Source organism: Citrobacter sp. RHBSTW-01013 (assembly GCF_013781985.1).
Classification (GTDB): Bacteria; Pseudomonadota; Gammaproteobacteria; order Enterobacterales; family Enterobacteriaceae; genus Citrobacter; species Citrobacter braakii.
The window spans coordinates 3,006,473-3,022,385 of the sequence record NZ_CP056185.1; the positions used below are offsets into that span (position 1 = coordinate 3,006,473).

Consider the following 15,913-nt stretch of genomic DNA (forward strand, 5'->3'; position numbering starts at 1 on the left):
TCAGAACACCAGGTGTTCTGCGCGTACAATCAAAGACATACCCGAATTCAGCTGTACACGGACGCCATCTTTGGTGATTTCTAATACGGTGGCATCCATCGCATTATTACCTGCTTTCACCTTCAGAGACTGCCCTACCGTCAGTACTGAAATATCAGATACCGGGGTATGCTGTTCTTCACGAGGAGCACGCGGTGCTTTTGCTGCTGGTTTCTCAGCGCGAGGTTTACGCTCAGCGCCTTCTTTACGACGCGGTGCAGGACGCGGCTTACGCTCGCGACGCGGTGCGTCTTCTTTTTCACCGGCAGCAGCGGCTGCTTCGCGTTTTTTCGCCTGTTGCTCTGCACGTTGCGCCTGAACGCGGGCTTTAGCTTCTTCCAGCTGTTTGCGAGCATGTTCAACATGCTGCTCATCCAGCTCACCACAAGGGTTGCCGTCGAGATCAACACGCGTTGCGCCCAATTTAACGCCATACAGATAGCGCCAGCTTGAAGTATAGAGACGTAAGGCAGAGCGGAGCTGAGTCTTGCTGAGGTTCATTTCGCCCTCAACACGCTCTACCAGATCCTGAAAAATGCCAATTTTCAGTGGGCGCGCTTCGCCTTCCGCACTAAAACACTGCGGGAAGCGTTCGGCCAGAAACGCGATGACTTCTTTACTGCTATTCAACTTAGGTTGATTTTCCATGAAATTTCCTGATTACAACGGACGTAGCCAACAAGCGCAGGCATGAACAGGCGACATTATAATGACGTCATCAGTAATTGCTACGTTATCCGTTGATTATCCTGCGACGCGCGCAAAGAATTTTTTGTAATCCGTCGTTGCAAGCACGGTTTCAAGCTGTGCCACCAGCGTTCGCAGCCCCTGTTCATCCTCGTCAGTAAAGCGGCCAAACGCGGTGCTATCGATATCCAGCACGCCGATTATCTGATTTTCGACGGTGATTGGCAGGACGATTTCAGCGTTGCTGGCGGCATCACATGCGATGTGTCCGTCAAAAGCATGAACGTCCTCAATGCGCTGAACCTGGTTCTGCGCTACTGCGGTCCCACACACCCCGCGCCCTACCGGGATCCGCACGCAGGCGATTTTTCCCTGGAAAGGTCCCAGCACCAGCGTATCGTTTTCGAGCAGATAAAAACCGGCCCAGTTTACTTCTGCAAGACGTTCGTACAACAACGCGCTGGTATTTGCCAGCGTTGCCAGAAAACTGGTTTCACCTGCCATTAATGCCTGAAAGTCACGGTTCAGATCCGTGTATAGCTCTGTTTTGTTCATTATGTAATCACTTAGTTGTCTTACTTAAAGCTGCAGCCTACTAAAATAAACATTAAATGCGTTAATGCTCAAGATCATTCCCGTCATGAGTTAAGATAACATTACTTCAACAATTTGATTCGCGATACATGGCCTTAACGACACCACGCATCACGCCGACTAAAAAAATAGCCATCAGATCCATTGGTGATGCACTCCCTCGTGCGCATTACCATCGTTGCCCTGAATGTGACCTGATCTGTAGCTTGCCTAAAATGCGTTCGCACCAAAGTGCATTTTGCCCACGCTGTCAGGCAAAAATTCGTGACGGACGCGACTGGTCATTAACACGACTGGCGGCTATGGCTTTCACCATGCTGCTGCTGATGCCCTTTGCCTGGGGAGAACCGCTCCTGCACATCTATTTATTAGGTGTGCGCATTGACGCCAATGTGCTGCAAGGCATCTGGCAAATGACCCGACAAGGCGACCCACTCACCGCATCCTTCGTACTCTTTTGCGTTGCCGGCGCGCCCATCATTCTCGTGACCTCAATCGCTTATCTGTGGTTTGGCAATATTCTTGGGATGAACCTGCGCCCAGTGCTGCTGATGCTGGAAAGGCTCAAAGAGTGGGTGATGCTTGATATCTATCTGGTGGGCATTGGCGTCGCATCAATCAAAGTTCAGGACTATGCTTTTTTGCAACCCGGTGTAGGTCTGTTTGCTTTTATTGCGCTGGTGATCCTCAGTGTTTTGACGCTGTCGCACCTTAACGTTGAGCAGCTTTGGGACCGTTTCTACCCGCAAAGACCAGCCCGTCGGCCCGATGAAAAACTCCGCGTCTGCCTCGGCTGCCACTTTACAGGTTATCCGGACGCCCGAGGTCGCTGCCCTCGCTGTCATATCCCGTTACGCTGGCGCAGGAATCAAAGTATCCAAAAATGTTGGGCTGCTCTGCTAGCCTCGATCGTCCTGCTTTTGCCTGCTAATCTGCTGCCCATCTCGGTAATTTATGTCAATGGCGGCCGCCAGGAAGACACGATCCTGTCAGGCATAATGTCCCTGGCGAACAGCAACGTTGGCGTAGCGGCGATTGTTTTTATCGCCAGTATTCTGGTGCCATTCACCAAAGTGATTGTGATGTTTACGTTGCTCATCAGCATCCATTTTAGATGTGAGCAAGGATTGCGTACCCGCATCAAACTGCTGCGTATGGTGACCTGGATTGGTCGCTGGTCGATGCTGGATCTCTTTGTTATCGCTTTAACCATGTCGCTGATTAATCGCGATCAGATACTTGCTTTTACTATGGGGCCAGCTGCGTTTTATTTCGGCGCAGCGGTAATATTGACTATTCTTGCTGTGGAATGGCTGGACAGCCGCTTACTTTGGGATGCACATGAGTCAGGAAACGCCCGCTTCGCAGACTGAAGCGCAGATTAAAACTAAACGCCGTATCTCTCCGTTCTGGCTGCTGCCTTTCATCGCGCTGATGATTGCAGGATGGCTTATCTGGGGAAGCTATGAAGATCGCGGCAATACCGTAACCATTGACTTTATGTCTGCTGACGGCATTGTGCCGGGCCGTACTCCCGTTCGTTATCAGGGCGTTGAAGTGGGCACCGTGCAGGATATCAACCTCAGCGAAGATCTACGCAAAATTGAAGTGCGCGTCAGCATCAAATCGACCATGAAAGATGCTCTGCGCAAAGATACCCAGTTCTGGTTGGTCACGCCGAAAGCGTCGCTGGCGGGGGTTTCTGGTCTGGATGCGTTGGTTGGCGGCAACTATATCGGCATGATGCCCGGAACCGGCGAGCCGGAAGATCATTTCGCCGCCCTCGATACGCAGCCCAAATATCGTCTGGATAATGGCGATTTGATGCTGCACCTGCGCGCCCCTGACCTCGGGTCGCTCAATAGCGGTTCGCTGGTTTATTTCCGCAAGATTCCGGTGGGCCGGGTGTATGACTACACCATCAACCCAAATCATCAGGGCGTAACCATCGACGTGCTGATCGAACGTCGCTTTACCAACCTGGTGAAAAAAGGCAGCCGTTTCTGGAACGTGTCCGGTGTGAATGCGGATGTCAGCCTCAGCGGAGCGAAGATCAAGCTGGAGAGTCTGGCGGCGCTGGTCAATGGCGCCATTGCTTTTGATTCGCCCGAAGACTCTAAACCCGCGGTGGCCGATGACACGTTTGGTTTGTATCAGGATCTCGCGCACAGCCAGCGGGGAGTGATCGTCAAGCTTGATTTACCCAGCGGCGATGGACTCAAGGCCGGCTCAACGTCGCTGATGTATCAAGGATTAGAAGTCGGGCAACTGACCAAACTGGATTTAAATTCGGGCGGTAAAGTGACCGGCGAAATGACGGTCGATCCCAGCGTAGTAACGCTGCTGCGCGACAATACGCGGATTGAATTACACAGCCCTAAATTATCGTTAAACGATGCCAATATCAGTTCGCTACTGACGGGCAAAACTTTCGAGCTGGTACCTGGCGAGGGCGAGCCGCGTAACCAGTTTGCGGTTATTCCTGCTGAGAAGTCGTTGTTACACGATCCGGGCGTCATGACGCTTACGCTGACCGCGCCGGAGAGTTACGGTATTGATGCCGGTCAGCCACTGATTCTTCACGGCGTACAGGTCGGTCAGGTGATTGATCGCACGCTCTCTGGCAAAGGTGTTTCATTTACCGTTGCCATCGAACCACAGCATCGCGCCCTGGTGCAAGGTGACAGTAAGTTCGTGGTCAACAGCCGCGTTGACGTCAAGGTCGGGCTTGATGGCGTGGAATTCCTTGGCGCCAGCGCCAGCGAATGGCTCAGCGGCGGCATTCGTATTTTGCCCGGTACCAAGGGTGAAATGAAAAAAAGCTACCCGCTGTATGCCAACCTGGAAAAAGCGATTGAAAACAGCCTGAGCGATCTGCCAACTACCACGCTCAGCCTGAGCGCCGAAACGCTGCCTGATGTGCAGGCCGGTTCGGTGGTGTTATACCGCAAATTCGAGGTCGGTGAAGTGATTAGCGTTCGCCCACGCGCCGATGCGTTTGATATCGATCTGCATATCAAACCGGAATATCGCAACCTGCTGACCAGCAACAGCGTATTCTGGGCCGAAGGCGGGGCAAAGGTTCAGCTTAACGGTAGCGGATTGACCGTACAGGCATCTCCCCTGTCGCGAGCGCTCAAAGGGGCGATTAGCTTCGATAACCTCAGCGGCGCCAGCGCCAGCCAACGAAAAGGCGACAAGCGTATTCTGTATGCTTCCGAAACTGCCGCGCGTGCGGTGGGCGGCCAGATAACCCTGCACGCGTTCGATGCCGGTAAACTCGCGGCCGGCATGCCAATTCGCTACCTGGGGATCGATATCGGCCAGATCCAGACGCTTGAGCTAATCACCGCCCGTAACGAAGTTCAGGCAAAAGCAGTTTTGTATCCGGAATACGTGCAGACTTTTGCCCGTAGCGGTACCCGCTTCTCCGTGATCACACCGCAAATCTCAGCGGCAGGCGTCGAGCATCTGGATACGATCTTACAGCCGTATATTAACGTTGAACCAGGACGCGGTAACCCGCGCCGTGATTTTGAACTGCAGGAAGCCACCATTACCGACTCTCGTTACCTCGATGGTCTGAGTATTGTGGTAGAAGCGCCGGAAGCAGGTTCGCTGAATATCGGTACGCCAGTCCTGTTCAGAGGCATTGAAGTGGGGACCGTCACCGGGCTGACGCTGGGCTCGCTTTCTGACCGCGTGATGGTGGCGATGCGCATTAGCCAGCGCTATCAGCATCTGGTGCGGAACAACTCCGTGTTCTGGCTGGCATCAGGATACAATCTCGACTTTGGTTTGACCGGCGGCGTCGTGAAGACCGGTACCTTCAATCAGTTCATTCGCGGCGGAATCGCCTTCGCTACGCCACCGGGTACGCCGCTGGCCCCGAAAGCGCAGGCAGGTAAACACTTCCTGCTGCTCGAAAGCGAACCAAAAGAGTGGCGTGAATGGGGAACCGCCCTGCCACGTTAATCTCTCCCCTTGCTCCGGCGTACATACTCGCGCCGGAGCACTTATGCTACACTGCGCACCTGTTTTTTTGCCGGTGGTACCAAGTGGCTTATTTTCCCGACGCCTTTCTAAACCAAATGCGTGAAGCAATGCCTTCCACGCTCTCATTTGATGATTTTCTCGCTGCCTGCCAGCGTCCGCTTCGTCGCAGCATCCGCGTCAATACGCTGAAAATCTCCGTTGCCGACTTCCTCACTCTGACGGCACCTTACAACTGGTCGCTCACTTCGATACCCTGGTGCGCTGAAGGTTTCTGGATCGAACGCGATGATGAAAAGTCAGTACCGCTCGGCAGTACCGCGGAACATTTAAGCGGCCTGTTTTATATTCAGGAAGCCAGCTCAATGCTGCCGGTCGCCGCGCTGTTTGCCGATGGTAACACCCCGGATCGCGTGATGGATGTCGCGGCAGCCCCCGGCTCCAAAACCACGCAAATTGCCGCAAAAATGAAAAATCAGGGCGCGATTCTGGCAAATGAGTTTTCCGCCAGTCGCGTCAAAGTCCTGCATGCCAATATCAGCCGATGCGGGATAGCCAATGTCGCGCTAACCCATTTTGACGGGCGGGTATTTGGCGCAGCGTTGCCAGAAGCCTTCGATGCCATTTTGCTGGACGCGCCGTGTTCCGGTGAAGGCGTGGTGCGTAAAGATCCCGATGCGCTAAAAAACTGGTCGCCAGAAAGTAATCTGGAAATTGCCGCAACCCAGCGCGAACTTCTCGACAGCGCCTTTCATGCCTTGCGTCCCGGCGGCACGTTGGTTTACTCGACCTGCACGCTGAACCGTGACGAAAATGAAGACATTATGCAGTGGCTGATTGAGACCTACCCGGACGCCGTCGAGTTTTTACCACTGGGCGATTTATTCCCGCAGGCTGAACGCGCCCTGACCCCGGAAGGATTCCTGCATGTGTTCCCGCAGATCTACGATTGTGAAGGTTTTTTCGTCGCGCGTCTGCGCAAAACTGCCGCGATCCCTGCACTACCGACGCCAAAATACAAAATCGGTAACTTCCCGTTCAGCCCGCTTAAAGGACGTGAATCCGCGCTTGTCACTCAGGCCGCTAACGCCTGTGGATTGCAGTGGGAAGACACTCTGCGCCTGTGGCAGCGTGATAAAGAGATTTGGCTGTTCCCAACCGAGATTGAAACCCTGATCGGCAAAGTCCGCTTTTCCCGACTCGGCATCAAACTCGCTGAAACGCACAATAAAGGGTACCGCTGGCAGCATGAAGCCGTCATTGCTCTCGGCAGCACAAATCACAGCCATGCGTTCGAACTGACCCTTGCCGAAGCCGAAGAGTGGTACCGCGGACGGGATGTCTACCCGCAGACCGCACCGACCACCGACGATGTGCTGGTTACGTTCCAGCATCAGCCGATTGGCCTGGCGAAACGTATTGGATCGCGATTAAAGAATAGCTACCCGCGCGATCTTGTCCGGGATGGCAAACTCTTTACAGGATAACGCACGTTTTTACTGGCGCTTTTGCTAACGTTGACTACGCTGAAAAATGGACGGCCTAACTGGTCGTACCACAACCAGCAAATAAACGGAGAGCACGATGATGAAAACCAGTGTGCGCATTGGCGCTTTTGAAATCGACGACGCCGAGTTACATGGCGAATCGCCAGGGGACCGAACGTTAACCATTCCGTGTAAATCCGATCCGGATTTATGCATGCAACTTGATGCCTGGGATGCCGACACCAGCGTCCCGGCTCTTCTTAACGGAGAACATTCAGTTCTATTTCGCGAGCACTACGATCGTAAGTCAGATGCCTGGATCATGCGCCTTGCCTGATTCAAAAAGAACCCGTCGCCAGACGGGTTATTTCTTGGTTAATTTCCCTCATCTATCAACATCTTCTACACTACAGGTATGGCTTTACCATTTGAGGATGGAATGTTCACGCTGGTTCTTTTTGTGTGCTACCTGGGTGGCGGTTGTGAAGATATCGTTGTTGATGTCTACAAAACTGAGCAGCAGTGCCTGATATCGATGGACGATCAGCGTATTCGTAACGGCGGATGTTTACCCGCGGATGACTACATAGACAGCTTCTGGCGTCCGGCCCAAGAATACAGCGATTTTTGATTATTGCAGTTGCACCAGCGTCAACTCGCCACCAAACACCGCACCGGTATCAATATAGTGCAGATTCTCGTGGTCCAGTCACTGACGCAGAGGCGTATGGCCAAACCAAAAGTGATCCGCGCCGCGAATGCCGTTGCCTTTATTCATCAGCCTTGTGCGATCCCACAGTACCCGCTGTAAATCGACCTCTTTTTGCCACTGATAATTATCATCAGGGTAATCTGCGTGAGCAATAACGTGTATGCCGTTCTGGCAACGCAGCTCCAGAATCCAGGGTAATTGCCGACACGTTTCAAGAGCGGCTGTCGCCGCTGGCTGCTCCGCCTGCGCAAACCACGAACCGCCATTCATAAACCACAGGAATTGCTCCCCGGTTGCCAGCGCGTCCAGCCCCATCTGTTCATGATTCCCTCTGACCGCGATAATCCAGCGTTTACGCAGTAGTTTCAGGCAACGCAGACTGTCTGGTCCGCGGTCGATAACATCCCCCACTGAAACCAGCAGGTCCTGCCACGGATCAAAATGACACTGGCGCAATTTCGCCATCAATAATGAGAAGCAACCGTGGATATCCCCGACCACCCAAACATGTCGCCAGCGCGTCGCTTCCACTCTTTGATAAGCATTGTCAGGTAGTCCCATTTGACCTCCTGTACACAGTTCTCATGCAACTTTAATTTTAGCAAATACATCAGAAAGGCGGGGACGTTTCTATTTATATCCGAGACATAATTATTTATGGATATGTAATCTGGCATCCATTTTAATCCCATTCGCCGTAATAACGACAAGTGGTGTTGGCTTTAAATCGTAACAGTCAAGTATTCGTGAAAGTAAGTCATGAGGAACCTCCGATGAAGCCATAGCTTTCATGACAAACGATTTATCATTAATGGTCCGTAGAAGCAGGCTATTAAAAACTTCTTGTTTATATGCTTTGAATTCATAATAACGCTTGGATTTTCAAAAAGCCTTAACTAACGATTCCCAAATTTGTATTTCTTTTTCCGGATCATGGTCTTTCATAAATCTATCATACCAACCCACAAGATCGTTAGGGAACACTTCAGCTAATACAAGCATCAATATTTCGATTCTATCTTTTTGCTCGCTATTTAATTTAGAATTATGTTTTTCTTGCATAAGTATATCTTTCATAGATATCAGAAAGTTAGACTCATGATATTTTTCAATTTCAATAGCGATCTCTTTCTTTTCCACCAATATTATAGGGTTAATAAAATTGAAATTAAGTCGTTCATTTATCTTATTACATTCATCTAGAACTACCTTACTGCAAATTTCTATTGGCAGTTCAAAAAACTCTCTCCTATGGTTTAATCTATAAGGTTTTAAGCGAAGATGAATATTCTTTTCTGCTTCCCGATAATTTCCTACTTTACATGCCATAACCACATCAAATGGTAGTGGAACACCGGTCACTCCATTAAACAATTACTTCGCCCGATGCTCAGGCATGTTCTTTGTAAACCCTATTTTAAAAAGATTATCCTGATAGGCATCATTCTTTAAAATATAAACATAACCATCTGAGTCATTCATATATCCATTCCATCTTTAATAATTTTATCGCTATAATCCGCTCATAATAAATCATAATCCTTAGATTATTACCAATTAACTTTATCTGATATCCCCATGACTATGAACAAATTAATATACTGTCATTTTCAATAGTACAACGTTTAAATCATATCCATCTGCCACATTACGAGAACATTTGCATAAAGGGATGCAGATAGCACCGAGTCCAAGACCAAAGTGAAAAATGACAGAAAAGTACTTGGATATGGGGACAAAAATGTTTAGATTGTTGTAGCAGGCATAAAATGCCGCACAAAGAATTTCGTGTATTTTGGCACCGTGCTTTCTAACCTTTTGGTTTATAAAGTACATAAAAAGAGACCGAATACGATTCCTGTATTCGGTCCAGGGAAATGGCTCTTGGGAGAGAGCCGTGCGCTAAAAGTTGGCATTAATGCAGGCTAAGTTACCCTGCCATTTAAGAATAGATGACAGCGCCAGGTTTTCCAGTCCGCGACTAAAGTGGCCTGAAAAAAAGGACGATTGTCACACATCTAAACGTAAAAACCGCAAGTTCTCCTGAGCGAGCCTTGCGGTTTTTTATTGGAAATCAGAACGCTACATCTGACAATTAGCAGAGCTTTTCTGCACGCTCCACAAACGGGGCGAGGCTCATTTTTTCGCCCGGTTTCGCCGGGTCGTCAATCTGGATAATCTCGATTGGCTTCGCCGTAGTTTTCCCACTCTCTACCTGCTGTCTGGCAACATCATTCAATGGGTATTGCACCAGCGTACTGGGATTGATGACATACAGCGCGTTACCAGGACGGCAGGTCAGCATCACCTCTTCCCGATTAAACGCCCACTTATCTTTGCCAACCTCAAAACGGCTGACGGTGATGACCTGTGGCGCAGCCAGCGCGGCCCCTGAACTTGCCAGTAGTAATAACGAGATAATGATTTTTTTCATGCGTTTCGCCAATCCATCAATCAGAAAGGTTCGAGGGTTGCAAACAGGCTGACAATCGCCAGCACAACGGCCCCAATTCCCCATTCCAGCTTAGTCATCCAAACAAAATAGAGTGTCATACTGCGGTTATCCTGCCGCATGCGTGGTACCAGAACATACCGATTCACCAGCGCAATCGCCACCATTAGCATCACCAGAGCACCTTTTAACAAAAGCAGTTGCCCGTAAGCCATGTGCCAGGGAACAGAAAAACCAACAATAAACAGCGCATTCAGGATGCCGGTAAGTAAAACTCCGATAACGAAAAGATGCCCGTAGCGGGAGAAACGCATCATAGTATTGATGGCCTGTTCCCGCCAGCGGCCTTGCGCCATTTGCATACAGTAAAGTACGGGCAGCAAACCGCCGAACCAGGCGGCAGCGCATACCAAATGCAAGGCGTGGTTAACTTGCTGGATTGCCCCTGCGATACCGCTATGCAGCGTCGCGTGTCCGACGCCAGCCAGCAAAATAAACTGCGCAATCGTCAGCATTAACAGCCGTCGCGGCATGCTGCGCGGTACTATAATTACCACCACCAGCGTGACCAGTGCGAGGATAATCTGCCATAACCACACGCCGCCAAACTGCGTTTGCAACACGGCGCCCCATATGTCACTAGAAATAACATCCCGCCAGCCTGAGCCCATTAAACCACCCTGGATCGCCAGCATCAGCGTCGCGCTAATAAAGCTCCACGCTGCGGCATGTCGTTGCAGACGCAAAAAACGACGCATCATTAAACGACGAACCGAAACGGGAGCCAGCCATGCGCCGTAGAGCGCACAGCCAAACACCAGCATCAACGTGGTAAAATGGATAAACCGTAGTGCAACCCAGGTAAATTCCAGCATCGGTTATTTCACGCTAAAGGTATATTGCCCCTTTGTCTTATGGCCATCCACGGAGACGACGTGCCAGTCGACAGTATATTTTCCGGCCTCAAGCGTTTGAGCAAGCGGAATAATCAGTTGTGTTTTGTCCTGTTCACTGCGTGATGCCTTGCCCGTTTTGATCTGTTCTTTGTTTGGGCCTGTCAGCGTTGCGCCGCTGAATCCCGGCTCGACACCTTCAGAGAAATTCAGCGTCAACGCCTGAGGAGATACCGCAACCTCGGCATTAGCCGCCGGGCTTTGTTTTGTCAGGTGAGCATGAGCCAGGGCGGCGGGAGTTGCCAAAAGGCTGGCGAGTACGATGAGAGCGTTGCGAAGCTTAGATGCAGATGAAGCCATTTCAACTATTCCTTTTTGTTATGTCTAATCTATAGAGAATAACCTTCTACAATGATCGAGTCGAGAATCATCATTTCGGTCTTGCCATTAATGCACACTCTTAGTAACTTTGCGCGCCGAAAGACAGAGAAAAGGAGAAGCCCATGAACATCAATCTGGCCAAACTTGAGCAAGCTGAAATGGATAAGGTCAATGTTGACCTGGCCGCGGCGGGTGTCGCATTTAAGGAGCGATACAACATGCCGGTTGTTGCCGAAGTCGTTGAGCGTGAACAGCCCGAACATTTACGCGACTGGTTTCGGGAAAGACTGATCGCGCACCGTCTGGCATCCGTTTCCCTTTCACGTTTACCCTACGAGCCTAAAGTTAAATAAAACTTATATTACGTTACGATTCCTTACATGATGCCTGCTACAGTATAAGTATATTCTTAATCTATACTTTAAAGATGGTTGTAGACACTATGAAAAGGAAATCATTATGTCACACTGGAAAATCGCAGCAGCACAGTACGAACCTCTTCAAACCTCAGTTACCGAACATGTCGCGCATCACCTGCAATTCATTCAGGCAGCCGCTCAATGCCAATGTGAATTGCTGGTTTTCCCCTCCCTTTCCCTGTTGGGTTGTGTTGATGAGAATGACGCGCTCCCTGCCCCACCCGATGAAGCGTTGTTAGAACCTCTCGCTCATGCAGCCGTGACTTATCGCATGACGATTATTGCGGGGCTATCGGTAGAACATAACAATCGGTTCGTAAAAGGTATCGCGCTTTTCTCTCCCTGGATGACCTCCCCCTTAACGTTTCACCAGAGCCACGGGGCCTGTATCGCCAGACAGCAAAATGCCATCAGCGTTGTGGATAGCCAGCCTGAAGGTATCGATATCGACCCGGCGTACTCGCTATTCACCAGCAGTCAGTCTGTCAGTGAGCCCGAATTGCTCTCCTCCACATCTCGTCTACAGAGTTTCTCGCATAAATTTGCCATTGCGGTATTAATGGCCAATGCGCGTGGCAGCAGCGCGTTATGGGATGAGCAAGGTCGATTGATTGTTCGCGCAGACAGCGGTTCCTTACTCTTAACCGGTCAACGCACGCCACGGGGTTGGCAAGGTGATATCATTCCTTTACGCTAATTGTTTTGGGTCAGGAGCATGGCATGTTGCGCATAATAGATACAGAAACCTGTGGTCTGCAGGGAGGCATTGTTGAGATTGCTTCTGTCGATGTGGTTGACGGAAAAATAGTCAATCCCATGAGCCACCTGGTGCGTCCTGACCGCCCCATCAGCCCTCAGGCGATGGCAATTCATCGCATTACGGAAGCGATGGTGGCCGATAAGCCGTGGATTGAAGATGTCATCCCACAATATTACGGCAGCGAATGGTACGTGGCGCACAATGCAAGTTTTGATCGCCGCGTATTACCCGACATGCCCGGGGAGTGGATTTGCACCATGAAACTCTCCCGTCGTTTGTGGCCAGGAATCAAATACAGCAACATGGCGCTGTATAAATCGCGCAAGCTGAGCGTGCAGACGCCAGCTGGCCTGCATCATCACCGTGCCCTGTACGACTGCTACATCACCGCGGCACTGCTGATCGACATCATACAGACGTCAGGCTGGTCAGCAGAACAGATGGTCGATATTACCGGCCGTCCTGCGTTACTCACTACTTTCACTTTTGGTAAGTATCGCGGAAAACCTGTATCAGAAGTGGCTGAACGCGATCCGGGCTATCTGCGCTGGTTATTTAATAACCTCGACAGTATGAGCCCGGAGCTGCGCTTAACGCTGAAGCACTATCTGGATAACGCCTGAGCAGACGCATGCCCAGGCAGAGTCCCCTGCGCCAGTCCGATCAAAAACGCGTATTCCAGGGCCACGCCTTCGTATGATTTAAAACGCCCGGATTTTCCGCCATGCCCGGAATCCATATCCGTGCAGAGTAACAGCAGACGATCGTCCGTTTTCAGCTCACGCAGTTTTGCCACCCATTTTGCCGGTTCCCAGTATTGCACCTGGGAGTCGTGTAATCCCGTCGTAACCAGCAGATGAGGATAAGCCTGCGCTGTAACATTGTCATACGGGCTGTAGCTTTTCATGTAGGTGTAATACTCTTCGTCCTGCGGATTCCCCCACTCTTCAAACTCACCGGTCGTCAGGGGAATGGACTCATCCAGCATCGTGGTCACCACATCGACAAAAGGCACCTGCGCAATGACGCCATGGAAGAGTTCCGGGCGCTCATTAATGGCAACACCCATTAACATTCCTCCGGCGCTCCCCCCCATGCCATAACACAGCGAAGGCGCGCCATAACCCATTTTTAGCAGCGCGTCGCAGACGTCGAGGTAGTCATTGAAGGTATTTTTCTTGAGCAGAAACTTACCGTCTTCGTACCACTGCTGTCCTAACTCGCCGCCGCCACGCACATGAGCAATGGCATAAACAAAGCCGCGATCCAGTAAGCTCAAGCGGCTGCTGCTGAAATCGGCGTCCATGCTGGCGCCATACGAGCCATAGCCGTAGACCAGTAACGGATTTTTCCCTTTAAGGAAATATTTTTGATGGTAAACCAGCGAAACCGGAACCTCGGTGCCATCACGCGCGGTGATCCAGACGTGTTCGCTACGGTAGTTCGCCGCATCAAATCCTGGAACCTCCGTCTGTTTGAGTACGCGACGCTCTCCGGTGTCCATATCCAGTTCAAACAGCGTGTCCGGTGTGGTCATGGAGGAATAGCCATAACGCAGACGCGATGTCTCCGGCTCTGGATTGTAGGCAAGCCATGTCACATACGCCGGATCATCAAAAGCGATGCCGACCACTTCGCGCGTTTTACGATTAATCTGTCGCAGGCTGGTTAAGCCCCGCTGACGCTCTTCCACCACCAGCCAGTCTGTGAACAGCGTAAAGCCCTCCAACATGATGCTGTCGCGCGGCGGGATCAGCGTCTCCCAGGCTTGTTCATCACGCACACGGGTACGGTACAGGCCGAAATTTTTACCCTGACGGTTGGAACGCAGATAAAACGTATGCTGATAGTGATCGAGACTGTACTCGTGATCTTTGCGTCGCGCTAAAAAGACTAACGGCTCGGCATCCGCCAGTTCTGCGTCAAGCAGCAAAACCTCACTGGTGGTCGCGCTGGCGATATGAATAACCACATAATGTAACGAGGTCGTTTTATGTAGACTGACATAAAACATGTCATCGGCTTCTTCATACACCAGCTCATCCAGTGATGACGGCGAGCCGACGGTATGTCGCCACACTTGATACGGGAGCAGCGTCGTTGCGTGTTTGCGCACATAATAGAAGGTTTGCGAGTCATTCGCCCAGACCAGATCCGCTTCAACGTTTTCCAGCACTTCCGGATACCAGTTGCCGCTTTGCAGATTGCGAAAACGCACGCCATATTGCCGACGAGAGAGATAATCTTCGGCCAACGCCATGATGGTGTTATCCGGAGATATCGCCAGTCCCCCCAGCGTATAAAACTCACTGTGGGCCGCGCGCTGGTTACCATCCAGCAAGGTGTCCCATTCATCCCACTCTTCACTGAAGGCAGACTGACGCTGATAAATGGCATATTCGCACCCCGGTTCATAAATATGCCGGTAGCGATAACCATTCTTCACATAGGGGGCGGAAGCATCCTGAGGCGGGATACGGTCGATAATCTCTTTCAGGACGCGATCCTGCAATGCCTGCTGCGAGGCCATAATCTGGCGGCCATACGCATTTTCTTGTTGCAGATAATCCAGCACTTCTGGCTGCGAGCGGGTGTCATCTCGCAGCCAGTAATAATTATCAACGCGGGTATCGCCATGTTTCGTCATGGCGTGGGGGATACGAGAAGCTTTTGGTAGCATGTCATTGTTCTTTTGCTTAAACATCCTATAAGGGTGGCAAAAGACAGCAATGATGCAAGCGAAACATGCGCCTTAACGGTAAGTAATTAACCCGGTAAAGCCTGTTTTTGTTCCTTGAGATCCTGTTCAATGCCTTCACGAACATCCTGCGGGATCTTCAACGCATCGCCCAGCGCGTTCAGATAGCTACGCTCCATAAAGTGGTCGATATCAATCGCTGCACAGCTCAGGAAGTAAATTTCCAGCGCCTCTTCTTCGTTGCGGATCCCTTGTGCCAGGCGCTGAGGATCTAACGGTTGTTCAATGGCGCGTTCGATCAGAACACGGCCCTGCTCTTCCACGCCTGCTTCACGGAGCTGCTGCTCAATGGCGGTACGTTCTTTGGCATCAATATGACCATCGCTTTTCGCCGCAAAAACCAGCGCCAGGATCAGTCGTTCGGTTCGCTCATCCAGCGGCGAGCTTTGTGCACCGAACTGCGGCTCACCCTGATGCGCCGCGCGAACCTTATCCTTGTATTTGTTCCATAACACAGTACCGGCAACCGCACCGCCGCCCACCAGAAGCGCGCTGGTGCCGTATTTACTCAGTAATTTACGTGAAGAGTTGTTGGCAACCAGTAATCCTGCCAGACCGCCTAACGCGCCGGGAACCAGAAGTTTACTCAGCCCTTGCTCACCAGAAGATGACGCGGAAGATCCTTTTTGCCCAAGAAGAGATTGAAGTTGATTCAGCCAGTTAGCCATGTTGCCCTCAAGTACAGACGAATAATCATCAAAGCGTACCCGAGGGGATGTCAGGAAGTGTTCAGGTCAT

Annotated in this window: 15 protein-coding genes and 2 pseudogenes; 8 read left to right on the top strand and 9 right to left on the bottom strand. The window is 51.0% G+C overall.

All coding sequences use genetic code 11. The annotated features are described in order from the left end of the window. Both proQ and HV350_RS14580 read right to left on the bottom strand, forming a co-directional pair. The gene (gene proQ / locus HV350_RS14575; protein ID WP_003833781.1) at nt 1-687 is read right to left on the bottom strand and encodes an RNA chaperone ProQ; all 687 of its coding nucleotides are present in this window, start codon (nt 685-687) and stop codon (nt 1-3) included. A 96-nt stretch (nt 688-783) separates the two neighbouring features. Beyond that, nucleotides 784-1,281: a GAF domain-containing protein gene (locus HV350_RS14580; protein WP_016152783.1), complete on the bottom strand. Its 498-nt coding sequence runs from the start codon at nt 1,279-1,281 to the stop codon at nt 784-786. Nucleotides 1,282-1,409: 128 nt separating this feature from the next. On the opposite strand from HV350_RS14580, the gene yebS reads away from it, so the two are divergent. The 5 genes from yebS (at nt 1,410) to HV350_RS14605 (ending at nt 7,431) form a co-directional block, all read left to right on the top strand. Beyond that, the gene (gene yebS / locus HV350_RS14585) at nt 1,410-2,693 is read left to right on the top strand and encodes a membrane integrity lipid transport subunit YebS (RefSeq protein ID WP_181628793.1); all 1,284 of its coding nucleotides are present in this window, start codon (nt 1,410-1,412) and stop codon (nt 2,691-2,693) included. Then, nucleotides 2,662-5,295: a PqiB family protein gene (locus HV350_RS14590; RefSeq protein ID WP_181628794.1), complete on the top strand. Its 2,634-nt coding sequence runs from the start codon at nt 2,662-2,664 to the stop codon at nt 5,293-5,295. The genes yebS and HV350_RS14590 overlap by 32 nt, the downstream gene beginning before the upstream one ends. An 83-nt stretch (nt 5,296-5,378) precedes the next feature. Further along, the gene (gene rsmF, locus HV350_RS14595) at nt 5,379-6,800 is read left to right on the top strand and encodes a 16S rRNA (cytosine(1407)-C(5))-methyltransferase RsmF (protein ID WP_225622958.1); all 1,422 of its coding nucleotides are present in this window, start codon (nt 5,379-5,381) and stop codon (nt 6,798-6,800) included. A gap of 100 nt (nt 6,801-6,900) precedes the next feature. Beyond that, nucleotides 6,901-7,137, top strand: coding sequence for a YebV family protein (locus tag HV350_RS14600; protein ID WP_029139506.1), 237 nt, complete (start codon nt 6,901-6,903; stop codon nt 7,135-7,137). Between the two features lie 102 nt (nt 7,138-7,239). Further along, complete coding sequence (locus HV350_RS14605; protein ID WP_016152779.1) at nt 7,240-7,431, top strand: YebW family protein; 192 nt, start codon at nt 7,240-7,242, stop codon at nt 7,429-7,431. Here HV350_RS14605 and pphA read toward each other — a convergent pair. From pphA to yobA, 5 genes and pseudogenes are all read right to left on the bottom strand, one after another. Then, a pseudogene (pphA, locus tag HV350_RS14610) lies at nt 7,432-8,073 on the bottom strand (protein-serine/threonine phosphatase). It abuts the gene before it with no gap. 321 nt (nt 8,074-8,394) lie between these two features. After that, a pseudogene (locus tag HV350_RS14615) lies at nt 8,395-8,994 on the bottom strand (GIY-YIG nuclease family protein). 613 nt (nt 8,995-9,607) lie between these two features. Then, the gene (locus HV350_RS14625) at nt 9,608-9,946 is read right to left on the bottom strand and encodes a YebY family protein (protein WP_003833793.1); all 339 of its coding nucleotides are present in this window, start codon (nt 9,944-9,946) and stop codon (nt 9,608-9,610) included. A gap of 20 nt (nt 9,947-9,966) precedes the next feature. Next, nucleotides 9,967-10,839: a copper homeostasis membrane protein CopD gene (copD, locus tag HV350_RS14630; protein WP_137379898.1), complete on the bottom strand. Its 873-nt coding sequence runs from the start codon at nt 10,837-10,839 to the stop codon at nt 9,967-9,969. Nucleotides 10,840-10,842: 3 nt separating this feature from the next. Beyond that, complete coding sequence (yobA, locus tag HV350_RS14635) at nt 10,843-11,217, bottom strand: CopC domain-containing protein YobA (protein ID WP_181628797.1); 375 nt, start codon at nt 11,215-11,217, stop codon at nt 10,843-10,845. A 143-nt stretch (nt 11,218-11,360) separates the two neighbouring features. On the opposite strand from yobA, the gene HV350_RS14640 reads away from it, so the two are divergent. The 3 genes from HV350_RS14640 (at nt 11,361) to exoX (ending at nt 13,040) form a co-directional block, all read left to right on the top strand. Beyond that, on the top strand, nt 11,361-11,591 hold the full coding sequence (locus tag HV350_RS14640) for a DNA polymerase III subunit theta (protein ID WP_003034925.1): 231 nt from the start codon (nt 11,361-11,363) through the stop codon (nt 11,589-11,591). Between the two features lie 106 nt (nt 11,592-11,697). Continuing rightward, complete coding sequence (locus tag HV350_RS14645; RefSeq protein WP_016156222.1) at nt 11,698-12,354, top strand: carbon-nitrogen hydrolase family protein; 657 nt, start codon at nt 11,698-11,700, stop codon at nt 12,352-12,354. 23 nt (nt 12,355-12,377) lie between these two features. Beyond that, nucleotides 12,378-13,040 (top strand): exodeoxyribonuclease X, encoded by a 663-nt coding sequence (exoX, locus tag HV350_RS14650; protein WP_016152773.1) that lies wholly within the window; start codon nt 12,378-12,380, stop codon nt 13,038-13,040. Here the strand turns inward: exoX and ptrB are convergent. Both ptrB and HV350_RS14660 read right to left on the bottom strand, forming a co-directional pair. Further along, nucleotides 13,022-15,097 carry an oligopeptidase B gene (gene ptrB, locus HV350_RS14655; RefSeq protein WP_181628799.1) on the bottom strand — a complete coding sequence of 692 codons (2,076 nt, stop codon included), beginning with the start codon at nt 15,095-15,097 and terminating at the stop codon, nt 13,022-13,024. The two genes, exoX and ptrB, sit on opposite strands and share 19 nt — an antisense overlap. 86 nt (nt 15,098-15,183) lie before the next feature. After that, nucleotides 15,184-15,843: a tellurite resistance TerB family protein gene (locus HV350_RS14660; RefSeq protein ID WP_181628800.1), complete on the bottom strand. Its 660-nt coding sequence runs from the start codon at nt 15,841-15,843 to the stop codon at nt 15,184-15,186. Nucleotides 15,844-15,913 lie beyond the last annotated feature (70 nt).

Excerpts from the sequence above, each read along its gene's own strand:
- proQ (WP_003833781.1), bottom strand. The coding sequence starts at position 687 with ATGGAAAATCAACCTAAGTTGAATAGCAGTAAAGAAGTCATCGCGTTT.
- HV350_RS14580 (WP_016152783.1), bottom strand. The coding sequence starts at position 1,281 with ATGAACAAAACAGAGCTATACACGGATCTGAACCGTGACTTTCAGGCA.
- yebS (WP_181628793.1), top strand. The coding sequence starts at position 1,410 with ATGGCCTTAACGACACCACGCATCACGCCGACTAAAAAAATAGCCATC.
- HV350_RS14590 (WP_181628794.1), top strand. The coding sequence starts at position 2,662 with ATGAGTCAGGAAACGCCCGCTTCGCAGACTGAAGCGCAGATTAAAACT.
- HV350_RS14600 (WP_029139506.1), top strand. The coding sequence starts at position 6,901 with ATGAAAACCAGTGTGCGCATTGGCGCTTTTGAAATCGACGACGCCGAG.
- HV350_RS14605 (WP_016152779.1), top strand. The coding sequence starts at position 7,240 with ATGTTCACGCTGGTTCTTTTTGTGTGCTACCTGGGTGGCGGTTGTGAA.
- HV350_RS14625 (WP_003833793.1), bottom strand. The coding sequence starts at position 9,946 with ATGAAAAAAATCATTATCTCGTTATTACTACTGGCAAGTTCAGGGGCC.
- copD (WP_137379898.1), bottom strand. The coding sequence starts at position 10,839 with ATGCTGGAATTTACCTGGGTTGCACTACGGTTTATCCATTTTACCACG.
- yobA (WP_181628797.1), bottom strand. The coding sequence starts at position 11,217 with ATGGCTTCATCTGCATCTAAGCTTCGCAACGCTCTCATCGTACTCGCC.
- HV350_RS14640 (WP_003034925.1), top strand. The coding sequence starts at position 11,361 with ATGAACATCAATCTGGCCAAACTTGAGCAAGCTGAAATGGATAAGGTC.
- HV350_RS14645 (WP_016156222.1), top strand. The coding sequence starts at position 11,698 with ATGTCACACTGGAAAATCGCAGCAGCACAGTACGAACCTCTTCAAACC.
- exoX (WP_016152773.1), top strand. The coding sequence starts at position 12,378 with ATGTTGCGCATAATAGATACAGAAACCTGTGGTCTGCAGGGAGGCATT.
- ptrB (WP_181628799.1), bottom strand. The coding sequence starts at position 15,097 with ATGCTACCAAAAGCTTCTCGTATCCCCCACGCCATGACGAAACATGGC.
- HV350_RS14660 (WP_181628800.1), bottom strand. The coding sequence starts at position 15,843 with ATGGCTAACTGGCTGAATCAACTTCAATCTCTTCTTGGGCAAAAAGGA.